Genomic DNA, 26,107 nt, shown 5'->3' on the forward strand with positions numbered 1-26,107 from the left:
TATGGCCGGGGGGCAGGTCGCGATCGTCGGCGGCGGCTTCTCCGGCGCCATGCTGGCGGCGCGGCTGGCCGAACGGGGCGTCGCGTCCAGCCTGATCGATCGCACCGGAACCTTCGGGCCCGGCGTGGCCTATTCGACCGGTTTCGATGGGCATCTGTTGAACGTCCGTTCCGGCCGGATGAGCGCGGTCGAGGCACGGCCCGACCATTTCACGCGCTGGCTGGGGGCGCGCCATCCCGGGCAGGCCGACCCTGAAGGCTTCATCTCCCGTCGCCTTTACGGCCTCTATATCGAGGACCGGCTGGCCGCCGTCGAGGCCGACCGTCCCGGCCTGATCAGGCGCGTCGCCGGCGAGGCCGTCGCCATTGAGGGACCGGTCGTTCTGCTGGCAGACGGACGGCGGGTCGAGGCCGATGCCATCGTGATCGCCACCGGCAATCCGACCCCGAAGACGGCCGACCCGGCTCGCTTGGTCGCATCAGACCGGCTGATCGGTGATCCCTGGGCGACCGACACCCTGGCTCGCATCGACGCGGACGACGATGTGATCATCCTCGGCACCGGCCTGACCATGATCGACATCTTACTGGGTCTGCAGGCGCGCGGCTGGAGCGGGCGGGCGGTCGCCCTGTCGCGTCGGGGCCTGACGCCCCGCGCGCACGGAGCCCGCCACGGCGCCGCGATCACGCCCGGCGAAGCGATGACCTGCGGACCGCTCTCGCGACGTCTGGCCCAGGCCCGGCGGCTGGCGGACGACGGCGGCTGGCGCGGCGTGATGGAGGGGTTGCGGCCGACCACCGCCACGCTGTGGGTCGCCGCCGACGACGCGACCCGCGCCCGTTTCCTGCGTCACCTGCGACCGTGGTGGGACGTCCACCGGCACCGCATCGCCGACAGCGTCGCGACCGCCGTCGGAACCCTGCGGGCCGAGGAACGGTTGATCGTCGTCGCCGGTCGTGTCAGCCGCGTCGAAGAGACCGCCGACGGGATCGCGCTGGACTGGATGCCGCGCGGGGCGACGGAGCCTTCAGCACTGAGCGGGCGCTGGCTGATCGACTGCACGGGTCCGGGACATGACCCTGCGACTGATCCCCTGACCGGTCCGCTGCTCGCCTCGGGCCGGGTAGCGCTCGGTCCGCTGGGACTGGGGCTGGACCTCGACGCGGAGGGTCGGGTTCTGGGCGCCGACGGCGCGCCCGACCCGTGCCTGTTCGTCCTCGGCCCTCCGGCGCGCGCCGCCTACTGGGAAACCATCGCCGTGCCCGACATCCGCAAACGGATCGAAGGCTTGACCGTGACGCTGGCGAACGCGGGACGCTGATCCGGCCCACCGGGTCACATGACGGTGAGCAATCCGATCAGCCCGAGGGCGAGGCCGATCAGCGCGAGCAGCGACAGGATGACCACGGCGGCGATGCGGACGCCCGACCTGGCGACTGCGCGGACGTCGGTGCTCAGGCCCAGGGCAGCCATCGAGATCAGCGTCAGGACGGTGGCAGCCTGGGCGATGACCGGCAGGGCGGCGGCCGGGATCAGGTCCACCGACCGCGCGGCCATCATCAGCAGGAAGCCGACGATGAACCACGGGACCAGATGACGGATCGAAATCCGTCGCGCCGGGGCGACGCCATCCACGCTCGCGGCACCGGACTTGCGGCCCAGCGCGGTCGCGACGGCCAGGAACAGGCAGACCGGGCCCAGCATCAGCACGCGGACCAGTTTGACCAGCGTCCCGGCCTGCGCGGCCACGCTCCCCGTGGGCAGGGTGGCGGCCAGCACCTGGGGCACGGCATAGACCGTCAGGCCGGCGAGGACGCCATAGTTCAGCTCCGTCATCCGCAGCACCACGGCCAGCCACGGCAGGGACAGCACGACCCCGATGCCGAGCACGGCGGTGAAGGCGATGGCGGCGGACACGTCCTCGGCGTCGGCGTCGATCACCGGGGCGACCGCCGCGATGGCGGAGTTGCCGCAGATGGCGTTGCCGCAGGCGATCAAAACCGCCATCCGGTGCGGCAGACCCAACAATCGGCCGAGCCCGTAGCTGACGGCAAGGGCGACCGCGACGACCAGGGCCGTTCCCGCCAGCAGGCCGGGGCCAATGGCCATTACGGTGGCGGCGCTGACCGAGGCACCCAGCAGCACCACCGCGATCTCGAGCAGGGTCCGGGCGCTGAACTCTATGCCGGGATTCAGGGCGGCGGGCGGCGTCCACATGGACCGCACGGCGGCGCCGATCAGGATGGCCAGCACGATGGCGTCGATCCAGCCCCGCCCCAACAGGCTGAGCTCCAGCGCCTGGACGGCGACCGCCGCCACGGTGACCGCCGCGCAGGCGAGCAGGCCGGGGATCAGGGACAGGGCGCCCCCGGCCGCGCGGGACGGCCCTGGCACCCGAGGGCGTGAGGGAATCATAGGGTGAGACTGCGCCGAAGAGGCACCGCGATCCACCTTTGAGTCAGGCAGGCTGCCCTACCGTCTTCACCGCCGCGACCACATCGGCGACCACCGATTTGACCAGCGCCTCGTCATCGCCCTCAGCCATCACGCGGATCAGCTTCTCGGTGCCCGATGGCCGGACCAGAAGGCGACCCTGACCGGCCAGTCGCGCCTCGGCGGCGACGATGGCGGCCTTGACGCCGGGGTCCTGAAGCGGCTTGCCGGTGGTGTACCGGACATTTTCCAGCAGTTGCGGCACGGGGTCGAACTGACGGGCCAGATCGCTCAGCGGACGGCCGCTCTCGACCAGAACGGCCAGCACCTGCAGGGCGGACATCAGCCCGTCGCCGGTGGTGGCGTGGTCGTGCAGGATGATGTGGCCGGACTGTTCGCCACCGATGTTGAAACCGCCCTCGCGCATCCGCTCCATGACGTAGCGGTCGCCGACCCGGGTCCGCTCCAGCGTCAGGCCGGCGGCGTTCAGCGCGCGCTCCAGCCCAAGGTTGGACATAACCGTGGCGACCACACCGCCGCCGACCAGCAGGCCGCGCCGGGCCCAGTCGAGCGCGACCATGGCCATGATCTGGTCGCCGTCGATGACCCGGCCCTTCTCGTCGCAGATGATCACCCGGTCGGCGTCGCCGTCCAGGGCGATGCCGATGTGGGCTCCATGGGTCTTTACCGCCTCGGCCAGAGTCTCGGGATAGGTCGAGCCGCAGTTGGCGTTGATATTCAAGCCATTGGGATCGACGCCGACGGCGAAGACCTCGGCCCCCAACTCATAGAGCGTCGTCGGGGCGACCTTGTAGCCGGCGCCGTTGGCGCAATCGATGGCGATGCGCAGGCCCTGCAGGCTGAGCCGTTTGGGGAAGCTGGCCTTGGCGATCTCGATATAGCGGGCCTGGGCGTCGTCGATGCGCTTGACGCGCCCCAGCTTGTCGGGCGGGGCCAGACCCTCGTCCAAGGCCTGATCCATCATGGATTCGATCTTCAGCTCGACCTGATCCGACAGCTTGTAGCCATCGGGGCCGAACAGCTTGATGCCATTGTCGAGATAAGCGTTGTGCGAGGCCGAGATCATCACCCCGATGTCGGCACGCATGGACCGGGTCATCATCGCCACGCCCGGCGTCGGCAGGGGGCCAAAGGTCAGCACATCCATGCCGGCCGAGGCGAACCCCGCCACCAACGCCGGCTCGATCATATAGCCGGACAGGCGGGTGTCCTTGCCGATCACCACCAGATGGCGGCGGTCGTCGGACGACATGAACAGCCGCCCGGCCGCCAGCCCGACCCGCAGCGCCACTTCAGGCGTCATGGGATAGGTGTTGGCGCAGCCGCGAATGCCATCGGTGCCGAAATAGCGTCTCTCGCCCACGCGTCGTCTTCCTCTCGTCGTGGTCTCAGAAAGCTTGCGAAACCGCTTTTTAGGTGCAAATCCGGCCGCCTATCGCCTACATCGGCGCGAGACAGCAGGGCTCGGCTTAGCCCGTTACCCGTCCGCGCGCAAAGCGCGGAGAGGGCAGATTTCCCAGGGGCTTATCCATGTGCGGTATTATTGGTGTGACGGGCGTCGGCCCGGCGGTTCCCCGCCTGATCGACAGCCTGAAGCGGCTGGAATACCGCGGCTATGACTCCTCAGGTGTCGCCGCCCTGGTCGATGGCCGGATCGAGCGCCGCCGCGCCAAGGGCAAGATCCGCGAACTGGAGGCCGTGCTTCTGGCCGAGCCGCTGGCGGCCACGATCGGCATCGGCCACACCCGCTGGGCGACGCACGGCGCGCCCACCACCGCCAACGCCCACCCGCACAAGGCCGGTCGGGTCGTTCTGGTGCACAACGGCATCATCGAGAATTTCGCCGAGCTGAAGGCCGAACTCGCCGCCGAAGGCCACGCTTTCGAGAGCCAGACCGACACCGAGGTGGTGGCCCACCTGCTGGACCGCGAACTGTCCAAGGGCAACGACCCCATGGCCGCCTTCAAGACCGTGCTGGATCGGCTGACCGGTGCCTATGCGCTGGCCGTGCTGATCGAGGGCGAGGACGGGCTGATCCTGGGCGCGCGGCGCGGCAGCCCGCTGGTGGTCGGCTGGGGCGAAGGCGAGATGTATCTGGGCTCCGACGCCCTGGCGGTCGGCCCCTTCACCCAGAAGATAAGCTACCTGGAAGAGGGTGATTTCGTCGCCGTGACCCGCGACGGCGCGCGGATGTTCGACGTCAGCGGCAACGCCGTCGAGCGTCCGGTCGTGCAGGTCTCAGCCTCATCGGCTCTGGTTGAGAAGGGCGAGTACCGGCATTTCATGGAAAAGGAGATCCATGAGCAGCCGGACAGCGTCCAGCACACCCTTTCCCACTACCTCGACTTCGTGAACGGCAAGGCCAAGGCGGACACCGACTTCGCCGCCATCGACCGCATCCAGATCGTGGCCTGCGGCACCGCCTTCTACGCCGGCCAGATCGGCCGCTATGCGTTCGAGAAGCTGGCGGGCCTGCCCTGCGACGTCGAGATCGCGTCCGAGTTCCGCTATCGCCAGCCCGCCCTGACGCCCGGCACGCTCGCGGTGGCGGTCAGCCAGTCCGGCGAGACGGCCGACACCCTGGCCAGCCTGAGCTGGTGCAAGGCCAGGGGACTGAAGACCGCGGCCCTGGTCAATGTTCATTCGTCTTCGATGGCGCGGGAAGCCGACATGCTGTGGCCCACCCATGCGGGACCGGAGATCGGCGTCGCCTCGACCAAGGCCTTCACCGCCCAGGTCGCCGCCCTGCTGGCCATGGCGGTCGCGGCGGGCGTCCAGCGCGGCCGGATCGATGCGGCGAAAGAGGCCGAACTGGTCAAGGCCCTGTTCGAGGCGCCGCGGCTGATCGCCGAGGCGATGCGGATGGAGGACGACCTCAAGGCCGTGGCCCAGGACATAGCCAAGGCGACCGACGTGCTGTTCCTCGGGCGCGGGGCCATGTTCCCGCTGGCCATGGAAGGCGCGCTGAAGCTGAAGGAGATCAGCTATATCCACGCCGAGGGCTATGCCGCCGGCGAGCTGAAGCACGGCCCCATCGCCCTGGTCGACGCGCTGACGCCGATCATCGCCCTCGCCCCGATGGACGAGGTGTTTGAAAAGACCGCCTCCAACCTGCAGGAGGTGGCCGCGCGCGGCGGGCCGGTCATCATGATCGCCCCCAAGTCCGCGCCGGACCTGCACGGGGCCGGCATCCGGCGGGTCGACGCGCCGGAGTGCCATTCCCTGATCGCGCCGCTGGTCTATGCCATTCCGGTGCAGTTGCTGGCCTATTACACGGCGGTGCAGAAGGGCACGGATGTGGACCAGCCGCGAAATCTGGCGAAATCGGTCACGGTGGAGTGATCGCATCGGCGCGCGAATACGTTAGGCTTCCCGACCTCGTCGTTCAGGATCTTCCATGACCACGTCCGCCCGCCGCCTTCGCAAGGCCGTCCTGCCCGTCGCCGGTCTGGGGACGCGCGTCCTGCCCGGCACCAAGACCACGCCGAAGGAACTGCTGAACGTCGTCGACCGGCCGATCCTCAGTTACATCGTCGAAGAGGCTCGCGAGGCCGGGATCGAACACATCGTCTTCGTCACCGGGCGTTCCAAGGGTGCGATCGAGGACTATTTCGATCACCAGATCGAACTCGAGGCCCAGTTGCTGGCCAAGGGCAAGACCGACATCCTGGATGCCATGATCGCCGAACTGGCCACGGCCGGAGAGATGAGCTTCACCCGCCAGATGCAGCCGCTGGGGCTGGGCCACGCCGTCTGGTGCGCGCGTGACATCATCGGCGACGAGCCTTTCGCGGTGCTGCTGCCCGACGTCATCGTGGACGCCGCCCCTGGTGCCCTGCGACAGCTGGCGGACGTCTATGCCGAGGTCGGCGGCAACGTCATCGGCGTCGAGGCCGTGCCCGAGACCGAGACCCACAAATACGGCATCGTCGATCCCGAGGACCACGACGGCCGGCATTTCCGCATGAAGGGGATGGTCGAGAAACCGGCGCGGGGCGAGGCTCCGTCGAACCTGTCGATCGCAGGCCGCTACATCCTGCAGCCCGAAATCTTCGGCATCCTCGAGACGCAACAACGTGGCGCGGGCGGCGAGATCCAGCTCACCGACGGCATGGCGCGGCTGATGAAGGATCAGACCTTCACGGCGGTCGAATACGAGGGCGTGACCCACGACTGCGGCGACAAGATCGGCCTGCTGCGCGCCAATGTGGCCCTGGCCCTGAAACGCCCGGACCTGGGCGAGGCGGCGCGGGCGGCGATCACAGCCCTGCTCTAAGCCGGAATCAACCGCCCGCCGTCAGCGGCGACGGCAGGCCGGTGACCTTGCAGACATTATCGAGCTGAGGCCGACCGGATTGGCCGCTGGTAGGCGACAGTATGCCGCCCCGGGCGGAGCACTGCTCGGTCAGGCGCTGCAGTTCGCTGGCATAGCGGTCGTTGCCCACGCTGGGAGCGCAAGCGGCTGCGGCCAGCAGGAGCAGGGCGGGAAGGGCGAAGGTCAGGGCGCGCATGGGGGTCTCCTGCGATTGGACTTTATGTAAACGCCTGAAATCGCATCCGATCAACCGCTTCGATCAGCCGATCCAGGTCGCCGGGGCTGGACAGGCGGTGGTCGCCGCCCTCGATCACGTCCAGCCGGACGTCGCCGCCGGCCAACCGCTCGACCAGAGCCGCCGCGTGCCGCCACGGCACCACGTCGTCGGCCCGCCCCTGCAGAATGTGGACGGGCGCGGAGATCGGCACGGCGTCGTCCAGCAACAACCAGTCCCGCGCCTCCTCGAACATCCGGCGGGTCAGGACGTATTCGCCCAATCCTTGATCAGGGGGGCCCGCCTCGACCATCAGGGTCTCGCCGTCGCGCAGTATGGCCTGGCGTTCGTGATCGGGCAGTCCCGGCCACATCAGTCGTTCGGTGAAGTCCTGGGCCGGATTGACCAGCACCAGTCCCGCCATCCGCTCTGGCCGCGCCAGCGCCAGCAACAGGGCGATCCAGCCGCCCATGGACGACCCCACGGGGATGACGGGCCCCTCGAGGCTGTCGATCAAGGCGATCGCGTCCTCGCGCCAGCGGCCGATGGTGGCCTGGCGCCAGTCGCCGGACGAGCGGCCGTGGGCGAAATGATCATAGCGGACAAAGCGCCAGCCCCGTTCGCGCGCCGCGACGTCGAGCGCCAGCGCCTTTGTCCCCTCCATGTCGGAGCGAAAGCCGCCGATCCAGACCACGGTCGGACCCGAGCCCTCGACCCGCCTGAACACCAGGGTCTCGCCATCGGGCCGGGTCAGTCGCCGCAGATCGTCCATGACCGTTCCTCTCGCGCATTCTTTCGGGGACTGATAGCGAACGGTTGCCAGCGAAGCGAAGGCCTGACTGCGTGCCCGTCACCCCACCATCGCCTAAAGTCCTGTTCGTCAGCTCCAACCGCATCGGGGACTGCGTTATTTCCTCGGGCGTGGTCCGCGAGATCGCGCGGCAGGTTCCCGGCGCGCGGATCACCGTCGCCTGCGGTCGCCCCCCCGCGCCGTTTTTTCGCGCCGCGCCGAACGTCGAACGGGTCATCATCCTCGACAAGAAGAAGATGGCCGGACACTGGGTCGCCCTGTGGCGGCAGGTGGTCGGGACCCGCTGGGACATGGTCATCGACATTCGCGGCTCGGCGCTGAGCTATCTGATCCCGGCGAGGCGGCGCGTCGTCTACAACCGGAGCTGGGAGACGGGTCTGCCCAAGGTCGAGATGGTGTCGCGCATGATGGGCGCGCCTTCCACCCTGGCCCCCGAACTGTTTATCGACGACCGCGCCCGGGCCGAGGCCGCCGTGGTCATCGACCCCCAGTTGGCCACCGCGCCCGGCCCGATCATGGCCCTGGCCCCCATCGCGCACCAGCCGGGCAAGAGCTGGCCGGCCGACCGCTGGGGCGCGCTGGTCGAAAAGCTGAAGGCCGAGCCGCGCTTCGACGGCTGGCGCTTCATGCCCGTCGGCGGCCCCGGCGACCGGGCACCGGCGACCCCGGCGCTGCAGGCCGCGGGCCCGCGCGGCATCGATTTCGTCGGCAAGGGCGACATTCTGGCCTCGGCCGCCGCCATCGACCGGGCGGCGCTGTTCGTCGGCAACGACTCCGGCCTGATGCATGTGGCGGCGGCGGCGGGGCGGCCGACGCTGGGTCTGTTCGGCCCGACCGAGTGGTGGCTGTACGGGCCATGGGGACCCAGGACGCGAACGGTCGCCTCCAACGAGACGCGCGGGGCGTTCGCGCCGATCGAGGACCTGAGCGTCGATCATGTCTTCGACGCAATCCTGACCCTGCACGACCACTACATCGGTTCGGGCGAGCCGCCGGGCTGAACCAGCGGAAGCCTTCAAGCCGGAAACCTTGAAGCCAGAACGCTTGAAGAATGGGGCTTTCGCGGTCATATAGAGGCTCGGAGGAGGAACGCCGCGAACCGTCGCGAGGTTCATCTCGTCAGACCTCCGACTTTTTCGTCCACGCAAGGAAACGACGCCCATTCGCCGTCCGATGAACCAGCCGCCCGTCAAGGACGGGCCGCCCATGAACCAAGACATCCGCGCGCCGCGCGTTCTGCTGATCGATCAGAACGGCGAAAAGCAGGGCGTCATGCCGACGTCCGCCGCGCTGGAAGCCGCCGAAGAGGCTGGCATGGATCTGGTTCAGATCGTTTCCACGTCCGAGCCGCCCGTCTGCAAGATCCTCGACTATGGCAAATTCCGCTTCCAGGAGCAGAAGAAGAAGGCCGAGGCGCGCAAGCGCCAGAAGGTCGTCGAGCTGAAAGAGATCAAGCTGCGTCCTAATATCGACGTCCACGACTATGACGTGAAGGCCAAGGCCATGCACCGCTTCTTCGATGAGGGCGACAAGGTCAAGGTCACGCTGCGTTTCCGCGGCCGCGAGATGGCTCACCCGGAACTGGGCATGAAACTGCTCAACAAGGTCCAGGCCGATTTCGACGAGATCGCCAAGGTCGAATACGCGCCGCGCATGGAAGGCCGCCAGATGATCATGATCCTGGCACCGAAATAGGCCTCCTTAGGGTCAAGCCTCGAAACGCCCCGGCTGGAAACGGTCGGGGCGTTTTCGTTTGTCCAGGGTCAAGCCCGCGATAAGGTCAGCGTCATGACAGCACCCGGCCCTGCCCCAGCCGCATCGCGCTCGGCCCTGTCCGTCTTGTTCCTGGTGGTCTTCATCAATCTGGTGGGCTTCGGCATCGTCGTGCCGCTGCTGCCCTTCTATGGCCAGACGCTGGATGCGCCGCCGTGGCAGGTGGCGCTGATGTTCTCGGCCTATTCGCTGGGGCAGTTTTTCGCCGAGCCGTTCTGGGGCCGGCTGTCGGACCGGATCGGGCGCAAGCCCGTGCTGCTGATCACGGTGATCGCCAATGCCCTGGGCTATCTGATGCTGGCCTTCGCGCCGAACATCTGGCTGGCCATCGGCATTCGCCTGTTCACCGGTCTGGGCGCCGGCAACATTGCGACGGTTCAGGGCTATGTGGCCGACGTGACGCCGCCGGAGCAACGGGCCGGACGCATGGGCCTGATCGGCGCGGCCTTCGGTCTGGGCTTTATCGTCGGCCCGGGCCTGGGCGGCGTGCTCACGCGCCCGGACATGGGGACGCTGGGCTACCAGCTGCCGATCTTCGTGGCGGCGGGGCTGTGTGTGGTCGCGGCGATCGGTATTGCGGTTCTGCTCAAGGAAAGCCGCATCAAGGCCGACCCGGCCACGCCTCGCCCGCCCTTCCTAAGCGGCGTGCGCGATGCAGTGGCCAACCCGGTGGTGTCGCGCGTCCTGCTGGTCACCCTGATTTACATGGCCGGCTTCTCGGGCATGGAATCGACCTTCGGCTTCTGGACCGAGGCCCGTTATGGCTGGGGGCCGCGCGAGGTGGGGCTGAGCTTCATGGCCGTCGGCATTGTCTCGGCCATTTGTCAGGGACTGATCGCCGGACGTCTCGCGCGGAGATTCGGCGAGGCGCGGGTACTGGCGGCCGGTTGCCTTATCTTCGGATCGGGCCTGGTGGGTCAGGTGTTGGTCGGGCGGCTGCTTCCGCAAGGCGAAGTTCTGGTGCCGGTGGTGATGGCTTTCGGGGCCTTCGGCATGGCGGTGGCAATGCCAAATATCTCGGCCCTGATCTCGCGCTCGGTCGACGAGGACCGGCAGGGTGCGATGCTGGGGCTGAACATGGCCGCCAGCTCCGGCGCGCGAATCTTCGGACCCATCGCGGCCGGGGCTTTATTCTCCGTCGTCGGCCACGACTGGCCCTTCCTGATCGGCGCGGCCCTGACCGTTCCGGCGGCCTTTATGGCGATCAAGGCCGGACGGGCGTTCCACAAGCGGCAGGCGGACCTGGTTCCGGCACCCGCCGAATAGGTCAGGCTTGCCTTCAGGCCCCGCTTGGCCTAGAAGCCGCGCCTTCGCGTACCGAACCGCCGGGCTAACAGGCATGCCTGGGCGGTTCTCATCAGGGTTTCCACCTTGGGCTCAAGTAGCCGACAGGCGGTAGCCCGCTCAAAAAGAGAGTGAAAATGCCCAAACTGAAGACGAAGTCTGGCGCCAAGAAGCGCTTCAAATTCACGGCGACCGGCAAGGTGAAGTCTGGCGTGGCGGGCAAGCGGCACCGCTTGATCAGCCACAACAGCAAATACATCCGCCAGAACCGCGGCACCAAGGTCATGGCCGACGCCGACGCCAAGAAGATCAAGTCCTACATGCCGTACGCCTGACCGGCGCGGACGGACTGAACCTTTTCACCGCATCGAATTTGAACAACAGCCCCTCAAGCAGTGAGCCGCAGCGCGGCGAACGATAGGGGCTTCCCGAAGGGAATAATAAAATGGCTCGCGTCAAACGCGGCGTAGTTTCACACGCCAGACACAAGAAGGTTCTCAAGCAGGCCAAGGGTTTCTACGGCCGCCGCAAGAACACCATCCGCACCGCCAAGGCTGCGGTCGATCGCGCCGGGCAATACGCCTACCGTGACCGCCGCAACAAGAAGCGCTCGTTCCGCGCCCTGTGGATTCAGCGCATCAACGCCGCCGCGCGTCTGGAAGGCTTCACCTATTCGCAGTTCATCCACGGCCTGGGCGAAGCCGGCATCGAGCTGGACCGCAAGGTCCTGGCCGCGATGGCCGCAGACGAAACCGTCTTCAAGGCGATCGCCGACAAGGTCCGCGACGCGCTGAAGACGGCCTAGGCTTTTCCGGCAACGGAAGACGCAAAAGCCCTCCGGTTCGCGCCGGGGGGCTTTTTGCATTGCGCCCCACCCGCTGAGCGAAATCGGTCTTGATGGCCGCAGTCCATCAAGGCTCAGATTTCGCTCCGCATTGATGCTGGACCATTTTCTGGATTTAGGTCGATTCGACGTGAAGCAAAAATGGTCTAGACGAAGCGCAGCATGCCAAATCCTGATCCGGGCCTCGCCCAACTCGAACTCGATCTGATCAACGCCATCGGCGGCGCGGAGAGCGCGGCCGAGGTCGAGGAGCTGCGCGTCGCGGCCCTGGGCAAGTCGGGCTCGATCTCCGGCCTGCTGAAGGGGATGGGCGCATTGAGCCCGGACGAGCGGCGCGAACAGGGACCGATGCTCAACGGCCTGCGCGACCGGGTGTCGTCGGCCTTGGCGGCCCGCAAGGCCGGGCTGGAAGCCGCCGAGCTCGACACCCGGCTCAAGGCAGAACACGTCGACCTGACCCTGCCTGCCCGCCCGCGGCGCAAGGGATCGGTACATCCGACCATGCAGGTGATGGACGAGATGATCGCCCTGTTCGCCGAGATGGGGTTCGCCGTCGCTGAAGGTCCCGACATTGAGGACGACTTCCACAATTTCACGGCCCTGAATTTCCCGCCGAAACACCCCGCGCGGGAGATGCACGACACCTTCTTCCTCAAGCCAGACCCGGAAACGGGCGAGCGCAAGGTGCTGCGCACCCACACCAGCCCGGTGCAGGTGCGCACCATGATGACGCAAAAGCCGCCGATCCGGATCATCGCCCCGGGGCGGACCTTCCGGAAGGATTCCGACGCCACCCACACGCCGATGTTCCATCAGGTCGAGGGGCTGGTGATCGACCGCGAGATCCACATGGGTCACCTGAAGTGGACGCTGCAAAACTTTGTCGCGCGCTTCTTCGAGGTCGACGACGTCGACGCCCGCTTCCGCCCGCATCACTTCCCCTTCACCGAACCCTCGGCCGAGATGGACATCCGCTGCGACCGCTCCGGCGGCGGGTTGAAGCTCAATCAGGGCGACAGCTGGATGGAGATCCTGGGCTGCGGCATGGTGCATCCCAATGTGCTGCGGAACTGCGGCATCGATCCCGACGAGTACCAGGGCTTCGCTTTCGGCATGGGCGTGGATCGCCTGGCCATGCTGAAATACGGCATCCCCGACCTGCGCCCGATGTTCGACGCCGATACCCGGTGGCTGGCCCATTACGGCTTCTCGGCTTTCGCCGCCCCCAATCCTGCAAGCGGACTGTCCTGATGGCCACCGACTACCTTTCGTCCCCGCAAACGACGTCTCGCGAGATAGACCCGCGCGCGACGGCGTTCACGGGCGGCAATTTCGCCCTGGTCGACCTCTATCGCGCCAACGTCCAGGCCGGGGGCGGAGGGGTGATCGAGGGCCGCGTCTTCACGGACTGCCTGATCGAGGGCCCGGCGGTGATGCTGGTGCTTGAGAACACCCATTTCGAGAGCACGAATTTCGGCCCGACCGGCGGAGACCTGCGCAACATGCTGTTCCGCCCGCTGAACGGCATCGCGATCGGAGCCATTCCGGTGCGCGACTGTACCTTCAGGAACTGCCGGTTCCACTCGTTGGGCATCACGGGCAACGAAGACCTGCTCCAGATGCTGATCGCGCAGGTCGCAACCGTCACCGACGGCCAGAACTGAAATCGAGAGACTGCGACCATGACCGACCAGACCCCGACCCTGTCCGCCGAGGAAGCCGCCGGCCGCGCCCTGGTGGCGCGCACCAGCTTCGAGAAGGAAGCTGTCTGGCTGCCGTCGCTCGCCGTTCAGCACTGGAACGCAGACCAGATGTTCATCGACGGCAAGACCTTCACCGACTGCGTGATCGAGGGTCCGGCGGTCATGGCCGTCATGACCGGCACTACCTTCGACAACTGCAACATGGGTACGATCAGCGATGTGAAGACGCTGCTTTACCGACCGCTCGGACCCAAGCTGGCGGGCGTGGTCGGCATGTCGAATTGCCGCTTCATCCGCTGCCGTTTCGTCCAGGTCGGCTTCACCGGTTCCGACGACCTGCTGAATGACCTCACTGCGGGGATCACGCCGCAGTCGCAAATGCCGCCGGCCGGTACCCTGGCGTGAAATTCACCCTCTCCTGGCTGAAGGACCATCTCGACACGGACGCCGACGTCGCCGACGTGGCCGATGCCATGACCATGGCCGGGCTGGAGGTCGAGGACGTCCATGACCCGATCGCCGCCCTCGCGCCCTTCACGGTGGCCCGGATCGTCGATGCGGTTCAGCACCCCAACGCCGACCGCCTGCGCGTCTGTCAGGTCGAGACCGTCGACGGGATCAAGGAGATCGTCTGCGGTGCCCCGAACGCGCGCGCGGGCCTGACCACCATCTATGCGCCGATCGGGGCCTTTGTGCCCGGGCTGGGCGTGACCCTGGTCGAGAAGCCGGTGCGCGGCGTGGTGTCGAACGGCATGCTGTGCTCGGCCTCCGAGCTGGAGCTGGCCCCCGACGCCTTTGGCTCGAGCGACGGTATCCTTGAGCTGGCTGACGACCTGACGGTCGGCTCGCCAGCAGCGGGCGTGTTCGGTGCCGAACCGGTGATCGATTTCGAGGTCACGCCCAACCGGCCGGACTGGCTGGGCGTCGCCGGCATCGCGCGCGATCTGGCGGCGGCGGGCCTCGGCCAGCTGAAGCATTTCGATCTCGCCACGGTGCGGGGGGCCTTCCCCTGCCCGATCACGGTCCGGCTCGACGCGCCGGGGATGTGCCCGGTCTTTGCCGGACGGCTGATCCGGGGCGTGAAGAACGGGCCGTCGCCGGAGTGGCTGCAGCGACGTCTGACCGCCATCGGCCTGCGCTCGATCAACCGGCTGGTCGATGTGACCAATCTGATCGCCTACGATCGTGCCCGGCCGCTTCATGTCTATGATGCGGGCAAGCTGGTCGGGTCTGAGATCGTCGTGCGCGATGCCCAGCTTGTCAGTGGCAAGGAGCAGCTGCAGGCACCTGACCTCGCGCGCTACGAGCGCATCCTAGGACTGGATGGAAAGCTCTACATATTGACGCCCGGCATTTGCATCATCGCCGATGATGGCGGCACCCGTGCAATTGGCCTGGGCGGCGTCATGGGCGGTGAATCCACCGGCTGTTCGGACGAGACGGTCGACGTCTTCGTCGAATCCGCCTGGTTCGATCCCATCGTCACGGCCCAGACCGGGCGCGCGCTGACGATCAACTCCGACGCCCAGTACCGGTTCGCGCGCGGTGTCGACCCGGCGTTTGTCGTTCCGGGCCTTGAGCTGGCCACGCGGCTGATCCTCGACCTGTGCGGCGGCGAGCCATCGGACATCGTGGTCGCGGGTCAGGCTCCCGCCAACCCGGCGGTGGTGCGCTTCGATCCGGCGCGGGTCGGCGCGCTGACCGGCCTGGGCCTGTCGGACGACCGGATCGCCGAAATTCTGACCCGGCTCGGTTTCGAGGTCGCGCGTGGAACGCGGTGGACCGTCACCCCGCCGTCATGGCGTCGCGACGTCGAGGGGCCGGCCGATCTGGTCGAGGAGGTCGCCCGCATCGAGGGCTACGGCACCCTGCCGTCGACACCCCTGCCCGATCTGGGCGCGCCGTCCAAAGGCGTGCTGAACCCGCTTCAGGCGCGGGTCCGGCTGGCCCGGCGCGCGCTGGCGGCCATGGGCTATGCCGAGGCCGTCACCTGGTCCTTCACCAAACAGTCGACCGCGACCCTGTTCGGCGGCGGCGACGAGCGGCTGCGGGTCGAGAACCCCATCGCCGGCGACCTGGACTGCATGCGACCCTCGGCCCTGCCCAATCTGATCCAGGCCGCCGCCCGCAACGCCGCGCGCGGCCATGCCGACGCCGCCCTGTTCGAGATCGGCCCCATCTATCTGGACGACAGCCCGACCGGCCAGCGCACGGTCATCGCGGGGCTGATCTCGCCGCATGCTGCCCGGCACTGGGGCGGCGCGGGCGAGGACGCCCTGTTCGGCCTCAAGGGCGACCTGTTGACCCTGCTCGAAGCCCTGGGCGCGCCGGTGGCGTCCTTGCAGCTGGTCCAGGGCCAGAACCGCGACTGGTGGCATCCCGGGCGCTCGGCCCGCCTTCAACTTGGCCCCAGGACCGTCGTGGCCGAGTTCGGCGCCCTGCACCCCCGCGTGCTCAAGTCGCTGGACGCCGACGGGCCGATGCTGGCGTTCGAGATCGTGCTGGACGCCCTGCCCGAACCGCGCGGTCAAAAGTCCAAGGCACGCGGCGCGGCCAACCTGTCCAATCTGATGCCCCTGACCCGCGACTTCGCCTTCGTCGTCGAGGACGGCAAGCCCGTGGGCGACCTGACCCGCGCCGTGGCCGGGGCCGACAAGGCCCTGATCGCCGAGGTCCGTGTGTTTGACGTCTATCGCGGCGCGGGCGTGGCCGAGGGCATGAAGTCTGTAGCGCTTGAAGTCGTCATCCAGCCGGTCGAGGCGACGCTGACCGAAGCGGAGATCGAGGGTCTGTCGGCCCGGATCGTCACCGCAGCAGGCAAGGTGGGCGCGACAATGCGGGCCTAGTCACGCTTGCCGGTGAGCAAGAGGTGAGCGACGAGGCCCGCCAAGCGATACAGCGGCTCACACCTTCGCCGTTTGGCACGCCTCACTGGTCCCGGCCACCGAATGGCAAGGTTCCGTTAACCTCAGCGCCGCAAGGCTGACGCAAAGGGCGGCGACGCTGCCTCGTCCCGTGCTCGCTGAGAGATTCGCCATGCATCGCCGCCAACTGATCCTGTCGGGTCTCGCCGCCACCGCCGGCGCGTCGGGCCTGTCCGCCTGTGCCTCGAACGGCCCCGCCGATCCCGACTTCCCTATCCGTTCGGACCAGACCGCCCCCGCCTATACCGCTGACGAGCTGATCTCGGCCGGGTCTCGCGAGCTGGGCATCGCCGCCGAGGCCCTTGGCCGCGTCATCGAACGCATCTTCGCCGATCAGGGCGACCGCCCGACCGCCTATATCGCGGGCGAGGAGGGTTCCGGTGCAGCCGTGGTCGGCACGCGTTACGGACGCGGCGCCCTGCACATGAAGGACCTGTCGGCCTCGCAGGAGGTTTTCTGGCAGGGCATTTCGATCGGCTGGGACATCGGCGGGAATGCGTCGCGGGTCTTCACCCTCGTCTACGGCCTGTACCACCCGGACATGATCTATCGCCGCTACCCCGGCGTCGAGGGGTCAGCCTATCTGGTCGGCGGTCTGGGCGTGAACTATCAGCGCGCCGACGGCATCGTCCTGGCCCCGATCCGCACGGGCGTCGGCCTACGTCTGGGTGCCAATGTCGGCACCATGGCCTACAGCCGCCAGCGGAACCTGCTGCCGTTCTGAGGCGAAATCGGGTCCGGTATCCGCGAGAGTGCCGAGGTTCGGCTTTCGAACGGTTGAGGACGTCTGGCGGAGCCGCGCCGTGGGACGCCTTCAGGGACAGTTCCCGGGGTGCGCCGATCATCGTTCGGCGTCGGCGTCTCCTTCGAACGGCCCTGCCGCCTGTAAAGAGCTCTTGACAGGCGGGTCACTGTCTGTAAAGAACTCTTTACAGGCTGACGGAGACCAGGTGCGCAACATCGTGCGAGAATTGCGGGAGCAGAAGGGGTGGAGCCAGGGCGAACTCGCCCGCCGCCTCGGGGTTTCGCGCCAGACCATCAATGCGGTCGAGACCGACAAATACGATCCCAGTCTGCCGCTCGCGCTGCGCATGGCCCTGCTGTTCGACGTCCCCGTACCGAGCCTTTTCATGGACGACTGGAAACCGGAGCAACTGAAATGAGCGTGACGAAGCCGGCCAATCTCCGGAAGACGATGCTGTCCAGCGGGATCGGTTTCATCGCCGGCGTCGGCGGCGTGATGGGATTCTACGCCCTAGGGGGCGATGTGGAGTGGAATGGCGGGCGGGCCGCGGCGGGAGGTGTCGGCCTCGTCTATCTGATGACCGGCCTATTCGCGCTGCTGGGCGCCGCCGTGCCCGGACTGGGGGCCAGGCTGCTGAACGTGTCGGACATTGAGGAACTGCTTGAGCAACGTGCGCTCCTGATGGGCAGCGCGCTGTGGTTCATCGCGTTCGGGGTGATGCTCTTGTGTCTGGCGGGCGCGGGACCCGGCGGATTTGTTCCCGATGCATTGGCCATCGCGGCCGTCGCTGTCGCCTTTGTCAGCACCGTCGTCGTCACCCTTCGCCAGTGGCGGCTCTATGACGAACTCTTGCGCCAACTGTCGTGGGAAAGCTCGGCCTTCGCGACGACCCTGATCCTGCCTGTGCTGATCCTCTGGGGCGGCGCTGTGCAACTCGGCTATGTCGGATCCATTGACCCGGTCGCCGTCATCGCCCTCGCCTCCGCAGCGATCCTGGCGGGTGCAGTCATCGCGACCGGCCGGCGCGGCCTGCTGGCCCAGCGCTGACGCGCGGTAACCGCTGCGTTTCCTGGCGCCGAGGGTCGGTCCCAAGCCTCAACCCTTGTGCACAGACCTTGTGACCAAGCCTCCGTCCGTCCCGTAACAGGATCGAGGCGCTCCCTGTCCGGCCGTGCGCGCTCTCGACTTCTGCCTCACTCCTCCGGCATTTCCGTTCCCCACCCCTAACCGCCGTTGTCTGGGTCTGCTTGCGGGGTGGTTCGAATGTCCGTCATCAGGACGGCCACATTTGACCGTTCTCGACCCTTCTCCGACATTGGGCGCAATCGGCCCCGCTGGCCGGTACCAGCCAAGCGTGAACGGCTGACATCACTGGCGATCTTCACTTTCATCATCAGCGTCTTTCCCGCCATCCAGCTCCGGCACGTACAGGCCCGTCGCGAAGCCCGCGATTGTGCCGCTCAGACTGAACCGGGGGCCAAACCGCTGGCACGGATCGGGCGTGGCGATCGGCCGGGGCGTCCTGCCCGTCGGCGAAAAGGCATCGCCCACGGCGTCGCCGAACGGCTCCGCCAGTTGCAGGGCATCGCCGACGCGAGACAGTGACGGAGAGTCGGTTCCGAGCACGGTTGCGTTGCGCGCCCAGACGATGGCGGCGATCTGGGCCGCATCGGGGCCGAGCAGTTCGGCTTCAGCGGCCAGGCCGCCGGTCGCGCCGGGTACCCTGACGCCTATCGGGCCGGGAATGAAGTAACTCGCGGTGGCCGAGGCCAGCGAACCGGCCTGACCCGTGGGGTTGATGCGGACCACCACCGCGCGGATCGTTGCCGCTTCGGGGGCGGGATCCGGGATCACGGTGAAGCGCTCGCTGACTTCATAGCAGATCTGGCGATCGACTTCGCGCAGCACGCGCGCGCGGTCCGCGTCCTCGACGGCCTCGCCCACGCCGGCCATCAGCACGCTGGGTGCGATAAAGACGCGCTCAATACCGGCGGCGGCCTGGTCATCGCGCCTTTGAAGGACCGAGGCGCGCAGGCTTTGCCCCGGAGCCGCCAAGCCTTCGTATGATTGCAGAAACTCCGATTGCGTTTCGGGCGCCGTCTGGCAGGCGCCGAGCGCCAACAGACCTGATGCCGCAGCGATCGACAGGGTTCGGGTCATCATGGTCATGGGTCCGTCGGATAAATTTTCGGGCCCACCGGGTGCTGTCTCGATTGCCCGGTCGAGCATGTCAGGTCCGGGCGCCGGCCACGCGCGGCCTTTTGCCGCTTCTGGTCTTCGCGAGCTGCCCCGAGGCAGACCCTGAGATGCCATCGAAACTGGACTGTGCCTGTTCCAGAAGGTTTACGCGGCCGCGTCCTGTGCTTGGCGGTTGGGACTTGTGATCGAATTTCGAACGCGCTTTCCCGGCCGACGTCGCTCAGGTCTGCAGGACGAGCAGCGCCTCCAGCCCTTCGCGCCATGTGGGATATTTCGGTCGCCAGCCCAGCTCGGCCTTGGCGCGGGCGTTCGAGAGGCGTTTCGAGTCCAGGTAGAAACGCCGCATGCCCTCCGACACCGACGGATCGCGCCAGTCCACCTCGGGCGGTCGCGGCAGGCCGAGGCGCTTCGCCGCCCAGGCCATGACCTCATCGGCGGGGGCGGGTTCGTCGTCGCAAAGCGTATAGGCCGCGCCGGGTCGGGGCCGGGCCATGGAGGCGAACAGGCCCGAGACAACGTCGTCCACATGCACGCGGTTGAACACCTGACCCGGCTTGCTCACCAGCCGGGCGGTGCCGTCGCGCAGCCGATCCAGCGGCGACCGGCCGGGGCCGTACAGCGCCGGCAGCCGGAACAGCTGCACCGTCAGCCCCATCCCCTGTCCGGCGTCCAGCCAGTCGCGCTCGGCCCGGACGCGACGGGCACCTTCCAGCGAGGCGGCGTTCAGCGCGTCGTCCTCAAAGGCCCAACCCCCGTCGCGGTCGCCGTAGACGGCGGTCGAGGACACGTACCCGATCCAGTCCGGGAAGGCGCCGACGCGCGTGATGGCCGGCCCCAGCCGCTTCAGGCCGGGACAGCCGTCCGCCTCCGGCGGCGCGGTGATCAGGACGGCCGACGCCGCGCCGACGATCCGATCCAGCGCCGTGGCATCGTCGGGATCGATGGCGTCGAAGCCGTTGGCCGCGAGCGCCCGGCGCGTCTGGGGATCACGGCTGGTCAGGACGGCCGCACCCCCCCGACGGAGGAATTCGCGCGCCGCCGCCTGGCCCAGCCAACCGCCGCCGAATACCAGCATCAGGGACGGCGGCGCGTCTGCGGACATGATCGGCTCAGGCGATGCGGGCGCGGGGCGCGGTCGGGCCGGGCGCGGCCAGCGTCGGCTCGGACTTCAGGGCCTCGGCGCGCTTGCTGTTCCAGCTGGACACGCACGGCACCTTGGTCAAGTCGGCGCGATCGGCATAGCGGCGGGCGACGTCGGACACCTCGTCCAGCAGGCCCTGCGCCAGGGTGATCGGCTTGAGGCCCAGATCGCGGAACTGGTCATTGGCGACCACCAGCTCGTTCTCGTCGGCTTCCTGACGCGGGTTGGGGACGTTGTGGACCTCGGCCCCCGTCATGTCGGCGATCATCGCGGCCAGGTCGCGGACGCGGCGGCTCTCGGTCATCTGGTTCAGGATCTTGACCCGCTCGCCCGACTTGGGCGGGTTCTTCAGAGCCAGCTCGACGCAGCGCACCGTGTCCTGGATGTGGATGAAGGCCCGCGTCTGACCGCCCGTGCCGTGCACGGTCAACGGATAGCCGACCGCCGCCTGCATAAGGAAGCGGTTCAGGACGGTGCCGTAATCGCCGTCATAGTCGAAGCGGTTGATCAGCCGCTCGTCCTTGCGGGTCTCCTCGGTCTGGGTCCCCCAGACGATGCCCTGATGCAGGTCGGTGATCCGCAGGCCGTCGTTCCTGGCGTAGAACTGGAACAGCAGGGCGTCCTGGGTTTTGGTCATGTGATAGATCGAGCCCGGGTTCGGCGGGAACAGAATCTCCTGCTCGGCCGGGCCGAAATCGGTGTCGACGGTGACCTTCAGATAGCCCTCGGGGATGCGCAGCCCGGCCGTGGTATAGCCATAGACGCCCATCGTCCCCAGGTGGGCCAGATGCACGTCCAGCCCGCTCTCAACGATGGCGGCCAGCAGATGGTTGGTGGCGTTGATGTTGTTGTCGACGGTGTAGAGCTTGTGCCGCGCCGACTTCATCGAATAGGGAGCCGCGCGCTGTTCGGCAAAATGGACGACGCTGTCGGGTTTCCAATCCTTGATCAGGGCGACCAGCCGGTCGAACTCCTTGCCGACGGTCATGTTGACGAAGTCGATGGTCTGGCCGCTCACCTCGGTCCAGGCCGCGATACGCTCGCCCATGGTCCGGATCGGCGTCAGCGACTGGACTTCCAGCTCATTGTCGATGTTGCGCCGGCTGAGGTTGTCGACCACGCAGACGTCCCAGCCCCGCGCCGACAGATGCAGCGCCGTCGGCCAGCCGCAGAAGCCGTCTCCGCCAAGAACCAGAACCCGCATGCCTATATCCTCGTCAATCCGCTTCCCTGCCTAGCGGAAGGGGGCCGCGCGTCAAAGCGTGAGTGTTGAACGCCCGCGGCGGTCTTTCGTCTCATCGCCCTCGCCTGGCCCGCCATTGGTCGCGGCTCTGGCCCCAGCGGTCGACCGGAGCCGTCTCGAACGGCGGCGGAAGGCGCGTCGGTCCCAGGTTGCTCGACCCCAGCCGCTCGGCCAGACGGGCGGACGGCAGATTGTCGGGATCGATGCAGTGGATCACCTCCTTCCAGTCCAGCGCGTCGAAGGCATGGTCGATCGCCGCCGTCGCCGCCTCGACGCCATAGCCCCGCCCCTGCGCATCCGGATGCAGGCCCCAGCCGACTTCCGTACCGGGCCAGCCCAGAGGGCGCCACGGTCCGATCCGGCCCTGCCACAGGCCGGACGACCGCTCGATCAGCGAGAACATCGCCACCCCGGTCAGGCTCCAGGCTCCGGCCATGGTCATGAAACCGCGCCAGGCCGTCTCCGGCGACTGGGGCCCGCCGATGAAGCGCGACGCTTCGGCGTCGGCCATCATCTCGGCCCAGCGCGGAAAATCCTCGATGGCCGTAGGGCGCAGGGTCAGGCGTTCGGTTTGCAGAACCGGTCCGGTCACAGGACATACTCCCTCTCCAGTTCGTAGCGGCTGCCGTCGTGGGTCAGGACGCTCGAATACAGGCCGAAGCGGTCGATCCGGATCGGCGGCGAATGCAGCAGATTGTGCCCGGCGATCCACGCCCCGATCCGGACCGGATTGGCCTGCGGCCTCAGATAGGCCAGCGTCAGGTGCGGACGATAGTCGCGACGCTCGACGATGATCCCGGCCCGCTCGGCGGCGGCGCGACAGCGCCCGGCCAGAACGGTCAACCGCTCGCTCGGCGCGACCCCGGCCCACACCGCCTGGGTGCTATGCCCGTCACCGAAGGCCCCGACGCCGGCCAGGGCGATGTCGAAGGGTCCGCCCGTCGCCGCCCGTTCCAGCTCGACGGCCAGGTCGTCGGCGCGGCGCTCGTCGATCTCGCCGTAAAAGGTGAGGGTGATGTGCAGCTGTTCGTCGGAACGCCATTTCGCGCCGGGCAGGCCCGTCTGGCGACGCTTCAGCGTCTCGGCCACATCGTCGGGAAGGGCCAGGGCGGTGAACAGACGGATCATGCGACTCTTGGTAGCGGGTGCGTCCGCGTCCCCCAAGTCCGGTTTTGCTTGCAGAAGTGGGCCTTGGCCACGATATTCATGAAAAGGTCGGACGCATTCCGGCCGCACGGAGGATCGACGTCGCCATGAGCGATTTCAGAAACGGCTATTCCATCGCCCAGACCGCCGACATGTCGGTGGACGCGGGCCTGCGCAGCTTCATGCTGGGCGTCTACAACAAGCTGGCCCTTGGCCTGGTTGTCGCGGGGGCGCTGGCGTTCCTGACCGGCACCTATGAACCGGTGCAGCAACTGCTGTTCACCCAGAGCGCCGACGGCCGCATCGGCCTGACCATGCTCGGCATGATCGTCCAGTTCTCGCCGCTGGTGCTGCTGTTCGGCTCAATGTTCTTCATGAAGAACCCCACGGCCAGCGGCGTCAACCTGCTGTACTGGGCCGTCGTGGCCTCCATCGGCGCGGGCATGGGCCTCCTGTTCCTGCGCTATACCGGCACCTCTCTCGCCTCGACCTTCTTCGTGACGGCGGCGGCCTTCGGCGGCCTGAGCCTGTTCGGCTACACCACCAAGAAGAACATGACCGGCATGGGCAGCTTCCTGATCATGGGCGTGATCGGCCTGATCGTCGCCATGGTGGTCAACATGTTCCTGCAGTCGCCGGTGATGCACCTGATCATCAGCGGCGTGGGCGTGCTGATCTTTTCGGGCCTGATCGCCTATGACACCCAGCGCCTGAAGATGACCTATTACAGCCTGGGGGGCGACCAGGCCGCCATGGGCGTAGCCACGGGCTTCGGCGCCCTGTCGCTGTTCATCAACTTCATCAACCTGTTCCAGTTCCTGCTGGCCTTCATGGGCGGCAACCGAAACTAAATCAGAGAGACGACAACGACGAAGAAGGCCCGGAGCGATCCGGGCCTTTTTCTATTCCACCACGGTGAAACGGCGACCGTCGAAGATCCGTAACACCTGCTCCAGTTCGCGACCCCGGCGCAGAATCACTCCGCCGTCGCCGATCACCGCCCACTGGCCCTGTTTCAAGCGCAGTGCCGGACGCTTCTCGACGCGGTAGGCGGGGGCGTCGCCCGAGCGACGGAAGACGGCGAACTCAGCCACATCCTTGTGACCGACCATGGCGTAGTCGCGCCATTCGCCGGCGGCCACCATCCGCCCGTAGACCCGCAGGATCAAATCCAGTTCGCGCCGGTCGAAGAAGACCGGAGCCCCTCGAGGCTGCAAATCGGCGGCGTCGCTCATCGCGTCAGGTTAGGCCGCTCCACGGGAAACGCCAGCCTCTGCTAGCCGCCAAACGTCGTGCCTCGAACGCCGCTCCCTAGATAAATCCGGGCAAACACGAAATCGCCGCAGTTCCGCCCAGCGCCCGCCCCCTTGAAGATCGACACCTTGTCCATCGGCTCGTCGGAGTTCGGAGCGTTCCGGATCCTGAACAGCCCCCCCAGCCCCCCTGGTTCGTTCCATCAAGGGCTTCGGCGGGCCGGTGCTTTCTCCAAGCGAGACGCCCGCTTCGCCACCCCCCCCCTCCCGGCAGAGCGGGCGTTTTGCCGTCAGGCGCAGAGGCGTTGGCCCTGATTCACCCGCCTACAGTGACCTCGACGGTCTCTCCCGCCCGATCAACAGCGACGGTCCGCGGTCCGCCCGCCTGCAGCGCCGCCGCCAGACCCGTCAGGTCCGCCACCGCCGCGCCGTCCACAGCGCGGATGACGTCGCCGGCCCGCAGATCGGCCGCCGCCGCTGCGGAACCACCCTCGACCGCGAAGACCTGCAGGCCGTCGACATGGATCCGCACACTGGCACCGCGCGCGATCACGGCCTCGGCTCCGGCCACGACGCCGGCCATGCCCGGGGCCTCGACCGTCAGCGTGGCGCGGCCCTCGCGGCCGTCGCGCAGATAGACGACCGCGATCCGCGTGCCCGTCTCGGCGATGCCGATGGTGGCCGCGACAGTGCCGGCGTTCGAAACCGGCCGGTTCTGGATGCGCGTAATGACGTCGCCGCGCATCAGGCCCGCGCGTTCGGCCGACGACCCCGGAGCCACGTCCTCGATCACGGCGCCGCGCACGATGCCCAGACCGAAATCCCGCGCGCGATCGGGGTTGAGAGAGCCCAGGATGGCCCCGGTCACGCCGCGCTTGACCTCGCCGGTCTCGCGCAGTTGGGCCACGACGTACATCAGGATGCGGCTGGGCACGGCGAAGGCGATGCCGTCATTGCCGCCGCCACCGCCCGACAGGATGGAGGTGTTGATACCGATCAGCCGCCCCCGGCTGTCCAGTAACGGCCCGCCGGAATTGCCCGAATTCACCGCCGCGTCGGTCTGGATATAGTCCTCAATCCGGTCGCCCCGGCCCGACCGGCCCAGGCCCGAGATGACGCCCATGGTCAGGGTCTGGTCGAGGCCCAACGGATAGCCGACCGCGAAGGCGAGGTCGCCGGTCCGCAGCTGATCCGAACTGACCACCTCGATCTCGGACAGGCCGAGTGTGCCGGACCCGGGCGCCGAAATCTTGAGGACCGCCAGATCGGTGGCCATGTCCGTGCCGATCAGGACGGCGTCGAAGATACGGCCGTCGGTCAGGTCGACGGTGAATTTCCGCCCGCCCTCGACGACGTGATTGTTGGTCACGACGATGCCCTCGTCGGCGTCGATGATGGCACCCGATCCGCTGGCCACCGGCCGGGGTTCGCTGTCGGCTGAGGCCGGGCCTTCGGACTGGCCCAGGGTCGTGACCTGGACCACCGCCGGCAAAGCCTGTTCCAGCCCGCGGGCGAAGGTGAAGACGCCACGCTCCGCGTCATAGGGGATGGGCGACTGGACGCCGGACTGGGCTCCCGAATTGGCTCCCGACTGGGCCAGAGCGGGCGAGGCGTTGAACAGGGGCACGGCCACCGCGAGCGCCAGCAGCGACAGTCCGTGAACCCGGATGGTGGTAAGCATCGCCAATCCCCTGTGGTCGGACGGAACCTAGACCACTTTTGCTTCAGGTCGAATCGACCTGAATCCAAAAAATGGTCCAGAATCATGCTGGAGCGAGAAACGCGCCGTGACGACAGCCCCCGGCCGGGCGTCATCAATCGTCATAAGGGCGGCGTGACGCTTCAGCAGGGCGCGCACGAACGGCAGGCCCAAGCCGTGGCTTTCGCGCTCTTCGGGATCAGCGCCGACTGTGAATCGGCGCCCAGTACGTGACCCCATCAAAATGACGATAAGTGACTGGCGGCATTGAGGAAAGCCCGCTTCAGGCGGCGTTCCGAGCGACGTCGATTTTTGCGATGACGCGCGCACGAAACCTGTTTTGGATCAGTTTCTTGGCC

27 protein-coding genes are annotated in these 26,107 nt (G+C 67.5%); 16 read left to right on the forward strand and 11 right to left on the reverse strand.

What is annotated here, in order from left to right; genetic code table 11:
• The first annotated feature begins 1 nt into the window (after position 1).
• Positions 2 to 1,321 carry an FAD/NAD(P)-binding protein gene (locus ACESMO_RS03810; RefSeq protein WP_372706856.1) on the forward strand — a complete coding sequence of 440 codons (1,320 nt, stop codon included), beginning with the start codon at positions 2 to 4 and terminating at the stop codon, positions 1,319 to 1,321.
• 14 nt (positions 1,322 to 1,335) lie between these two features.
• Here the strand turns inward: ACESMO_RS03810 and ACESMO_RS03815 are convergent, their stop codons facing one another.
• Both ACESMO_RS03815 and glmM read right to left on the reverse strand, forming a co-directional pair.
• Positions 1,336 to 2,394: a YeiH family protein gene (locus ACESMO_RS03815; protein ID WP_372706857.1), complete on the reverse strand. Its 1,059-nt coding sequence runs from the start codon at positions 2,392 to 2,394 to the stop codon at positions 1,336 to 1,338.
• Positions 2,395 to 2,458: 64 nt separating this feature from the next.
• Positions 2,459 to 3,817: a phosphoglucosamine mutase gene (gene glmM / locus ACESMO_RS03820; protein ID WP_372706858.1), complete on the reverse strand. Its 1,359-nt coding sequence runs from the start codon at positions 3,815 to 3,817 to the stop codon at positions 2,459 to 2,461.
• 167 nt (positions 3,818 to 3,984) lie between these two features.
• Between glmM and glmS the strand changes: the two genes are divergently transcribed.
• Positions 3,985 to 5,796, forward strand: a complete 1,812-nt coding sequence (glmS, locus tag ACESMO_RS03825) for a glutamine--fructose-6-phosphate transaminase (isomerizing) (RefSeq protein WP_372706859.1) — start codon at positions 3,985 to 3,987, stop codon at positions 5,794 to 5,796.
• A 55-nt stretch (positions 5,797 to 5,851) separates the two neighbouring features.
• A complete protein-coding gene (gene galU, locus ACESMO_RS03830; RefSeq protein WP_372706860.1) occupies positions 5,852 to 6,730 on the forward strand; it encodes a UTP--glucose-1-phosphate uridylyltransferase GalU in 879 nt (292 codons plus the stop codon).
• 7 nt (positions 6,731 to 6,737) lie between these two features.
• On the opposite strand, the gene ACESMO_RS03835 is transcribed toward galU, so the two are convergent.
• Together ACESMO_RS03835 and ACESMO_RS03840 are read right to left on the reverse strand one after the other, a co-directional pair.
• Complete coding sequence (locus tag ACESMO_RS03835; protein ID WP_372706861.1) at positions 6,738 to 6,965, reverse strand: hypothetical protein; 228 nt, start codon at positions 6,963 to 6,965, stop codon at positions 6,738 to 6,740.
• Between the two features lie 22 nt (positions 6,966 to 6,987).
• On the reverse strand, positions 6,988 to 7,755 hold the full coding sequence (locus tag ACESMO_RS03840; protein WP_372706862.1) for an alpha/beta fold hydrolase: 768 nt from the start codon (positions 7,753 to 7,755) through the stop codon (positions 6,988 to 6,990).
• Positions 7,756 to 7,826: 71 nt separating this feature from the next.
• Between ACESMO_RS03840 and ACESMO_RS03845 the strand changes: the two genes are divergently transcribed.
• The 12 genes from ACESMO_RS03845 (at position 7,827) to ACESMO_RS03900 (ending at position 18,114) form a co-directional block, all read left to right on the forward strand.
• Positions 7,827 to 8,795, forward strand: coding sequence for a glycosyltransferase family 9 protein (locus ACESMO_RS03845; protein ID WP_372706863.1), 969 nt, complete (start codon positions 7,827 to 7,829; stop codon positions 8,793 to 8,795).
• Between the two features lie 172 nt (positions 8,796 to 8,967).
• The gene (gene infC, locus ACESMO_RS03850) at positions 8,968 to 9,489 is read left to right on the forward strand and encodes a translation initiation factor IF-3 (RefSeq protein WP_372706864.1); all 522 of its coding nucleotides are present in this window, start codon (positions 8,968 to 8,970) and stop codon (positions 9,487 to 9,489) included.
• 93 nt (positions 9,490 to 9,582) lie between these two features.
• Entirely contained in the window at positions 9,583 to 10,833 is a 1,251-nt protein-coding gene (locus ACESMO_RS03855) for an MFS transporter (protein ID WP_372706865.1), read from the forward strand.
• 155 nt (positions 10,834 to 10,988) lie between these two features.
• Positions 10,989 to 11,186 carry a 50S ribosomal protein L35 gene (gene rpmI, locus ACESMO_RS03860; RefSeq protein WP_135193772.1) on the forward strand — a complete coding sequence of 66 codons (198 nt, stop codon included), beginning with the start codon at positions 10,989 to 10,991 and terminating at the stop codon, positions 11,184 to 11,186.
• A 110-nt stretch (positions 11,187 to 11,296) separates the two neighbouring features.
• On the forward strand, positions 11,297 to 11,656 hold the full coding sequence (gene rplT, locus ACESMO_RS03865) for a 50S ribosomal protein L20 (protein ID WP_372706866.1): 360 nt from the start codon (positions 11,297 to 11,299) through the stop codon (positions 11,654 to 11,656).
• A 201-nt stretch (positions 11,657 to 11,857) separates the two neighbouring features.
• Positions 11,858 to 12,946, forward strand: coding sequence for a phenylalanine--tRNA ligase subunit alpha (gene pheS / locus ACESMO_RS03870; RefSeq protein WP_372706867.1), 1,089 nt, complete (start codon positions 11,858 to 11,860; stop codon positions 12,944 to 12,946).
• Positions 12,946 to 13,359 carry a hypothetical protein gene (locus ACESMO_RS03875; protein WP_372706868.1) on the forward strand — a complete coding sequence of 138 codons (414 nt, stop codon included), beginning with the start codon at positions 12,946 to 12,948 and terminating at the stop codon, positions 13,357 to 13,359. The genes pheS and ACESMO_RS03875 overlap by 1 nt, the downstream gene beginning before the upstream one ends.
• Before the next feature lie 18 nt (positions 13,360 to 13,377).
• The gene (locus ACESMO_RS03880) at positions 13,378 to 13,803 is read left to right on the forward strand and encodes a hypothetical protein (RefSeq protein WP_372706869.1); all 426 of its coding nucleotides are present in this window, start codon (positions 13,378 to 13,380) and stop codon (positions 13,801 to 13,803) included.
• Positions 13,800 to 16,244, forward strand: a complete 2,445-nt coding sequence (gene pheT, locus ACESMO_RS03885; protein WP_372706870.1) for a phenylalanine--tRNA ligase subunit beta — start codon at positions 13,800 to 13,802, stop codon at positions 16,242 to 16,244. The genes ACESMO_RS03880 and pheT overlap by 4 nt, the downstream gene beginning before the upstream one ends.
• 190 nt (positions 16,245 to 16,434) lie before the next feature.
• A complete protein-coding gene (locus ACESMO_RS03890) occupies positions 16,435 to 17,046 on the forward strand; it encodes a DUF1134 domain-containing protein (protein WP_372706871.1) in 612 nt (203 codons plus the stop codon).
• A gap of 226 nt (positions 17,047 to 17,272) precedes the next feature.
• Positions 17,273 to 17,485, forward strand: a complete 213-nt coding sequence (locus ACESMO_RS03895) for a helix-turn-helix transcriptional regulator (protein WP_372706872.1) — start codon at positions 17,273 to 17,275, stop codon at positions 17,483 to 17,485.
• Positions 17,482 to 18,114, forward strand: a complete 633-nt coding sequence (locus tag ACESMO_RS03900) for a hypothetical protein (RefSeq protein WP_372706873.1) — start codon at positions 17,482 to 17,484, stop codon at positions 18,112 to 18,114. The genes ACESMO_RS03895 and ACESMO_RS03900 overlap by 4 nt, the downstream gene beginning before the upstream one ends.
• Positions 18,115 to 18,435: 321 nt before the next feature.
• Here the strand turns inward: ACESMO_RS03900 and ACESMO_RS03905 are convergent, their stop codons facing one another.
• From ACESMO_RS03905 to thpR, 5 genes are all read right to left on the reverse strand, one after another.
• The gene (locus tag ACESMO_RS03905) at positions 18,436 to 19,188 is read right to left on the reverse strand and encodes a DUF3313 family protein (protein WP_372706874.1); all 753 of its coding nucleotides are present in this window, start codon (positions 19,186 to 19,188) and stop codon (positions 18,436 to 18,438) included.
• Positions 19,189 to 19,486: 298 nt separating this feature from the next.
• Positions 19,487 to 20,368, reverse strand: a complete 882-nt coding sequence (locus ACESMO_RS03910; RefSeq protein ID WP_372706875.1) for an SDR family NAD(P)-dependent oxidoreductase — start codon at positions 20,366 to 20,368, stop codon at positions 19,487 to 19,489.
• Between the two features lie 7 nt (positions 20,369 to 20,375).
• Positions 20,376 to 21,611, reverse strand: coding sequence for an NAD-dependent epimerase/dehydratase family protein (locus ACESMO_RS03915; RefSeq protein WP_372706876.1), 1,236 nt, complete (start codon positions 21,609 to 21,611; stop codon positions 20,376 to 20,378).
• A gap of 91 nt (positions 21,612 to 21,702) precedes the next feature.
• A complete protein-coding gene (locus ACESMO_RS03920; RefSeq protein WP_372706877.1) occupies positions 21,703 to 22,242 on the reverse strand; it encodes a GNAT family N-acetyltransferase in 540 nt (179 codons plus the stop codon).
• Positions 22,239 to 22,778: an RNA 2',3'-cyclic phosphodiesterase gene (thpR, locus tag ACESMO_RS03925; RefSeq protein WP_372706878.1), complete on the reverse strand. Its 540-nt coding sequence runs from the start codon at positions 22,776 to 22,778 to the stop codon at positions 22,239 to 22,241. Before thpR ends, ACESMO_RS03920 begins: the two co-directional genes overlap by 4 nt.
• A gap of 125 nt (positions 22,779 to 22,903) precedes the next feature.
• Between thpR and ACESMO_RS03930 the strand changes: the two genes are divergently transcribed.
• Positions 22,904 to 23,647 carry a Bax inhibitor-1/YccA family protein gene (locus ACESMO_RS03930; protein ID WP_372706879.1) on the forward strand — a complete coding sequence of 248 codons (744 nt, stop codon included), beginning with the start codon at positions 22,904 to 22,906 and terminating at the stop codon, positions 23,645 to 23,647.
• A gap of 51 nt (positions 23,648 to 23,698) precedes the next feature.
• Here the strand turns inward: ACESMO_RS03930 and ACESMO_RS03935 are convergent, their stop codons facing one another.
• Together ACESMO_RS03935 and ACESMO_RS03940 are read right to left on the reverse strand one after the other, a co-directional pair.
• Positions 23,699 to 24,031 (reverse strand): DUF2794 domain-containing protein, encoded by a 333-nt coding sequence (locus tag ACESMO_RS03935; RefSeq protein ID WP_372706880.1) that lies wholly within the window; start codon positions 24,029 to 24,031, stop codon positions 23,699 to 23,701.
• A gap of 334 nt (positions 24,032 to 24,365) precedes the next feature.
• A complete protein-coding gene (locus tag ACESMO_RS03940) occupies positions 24,366 to 25,730 on the reverse strand; it encodes a trypsin-like peptidase domain-containing protein (RefSeq protein ID WP_372706881.1) in 1,365 nt (454 codons plus the stop codon).
• Between the last annotated feature and the right edge of the window lie 377 nt (positions 25,731 to 26,107).

This window comes from Brevundimonas sp. (assembly GCF_041688735.1).
In the GTDB taxonomy this organism is placed as follows: domain Bacteria; phylum Pseudomonadota; class Alphaproteobacteria; order Caulobacterales; family Caulobacteraceae; genus Brevundimonas.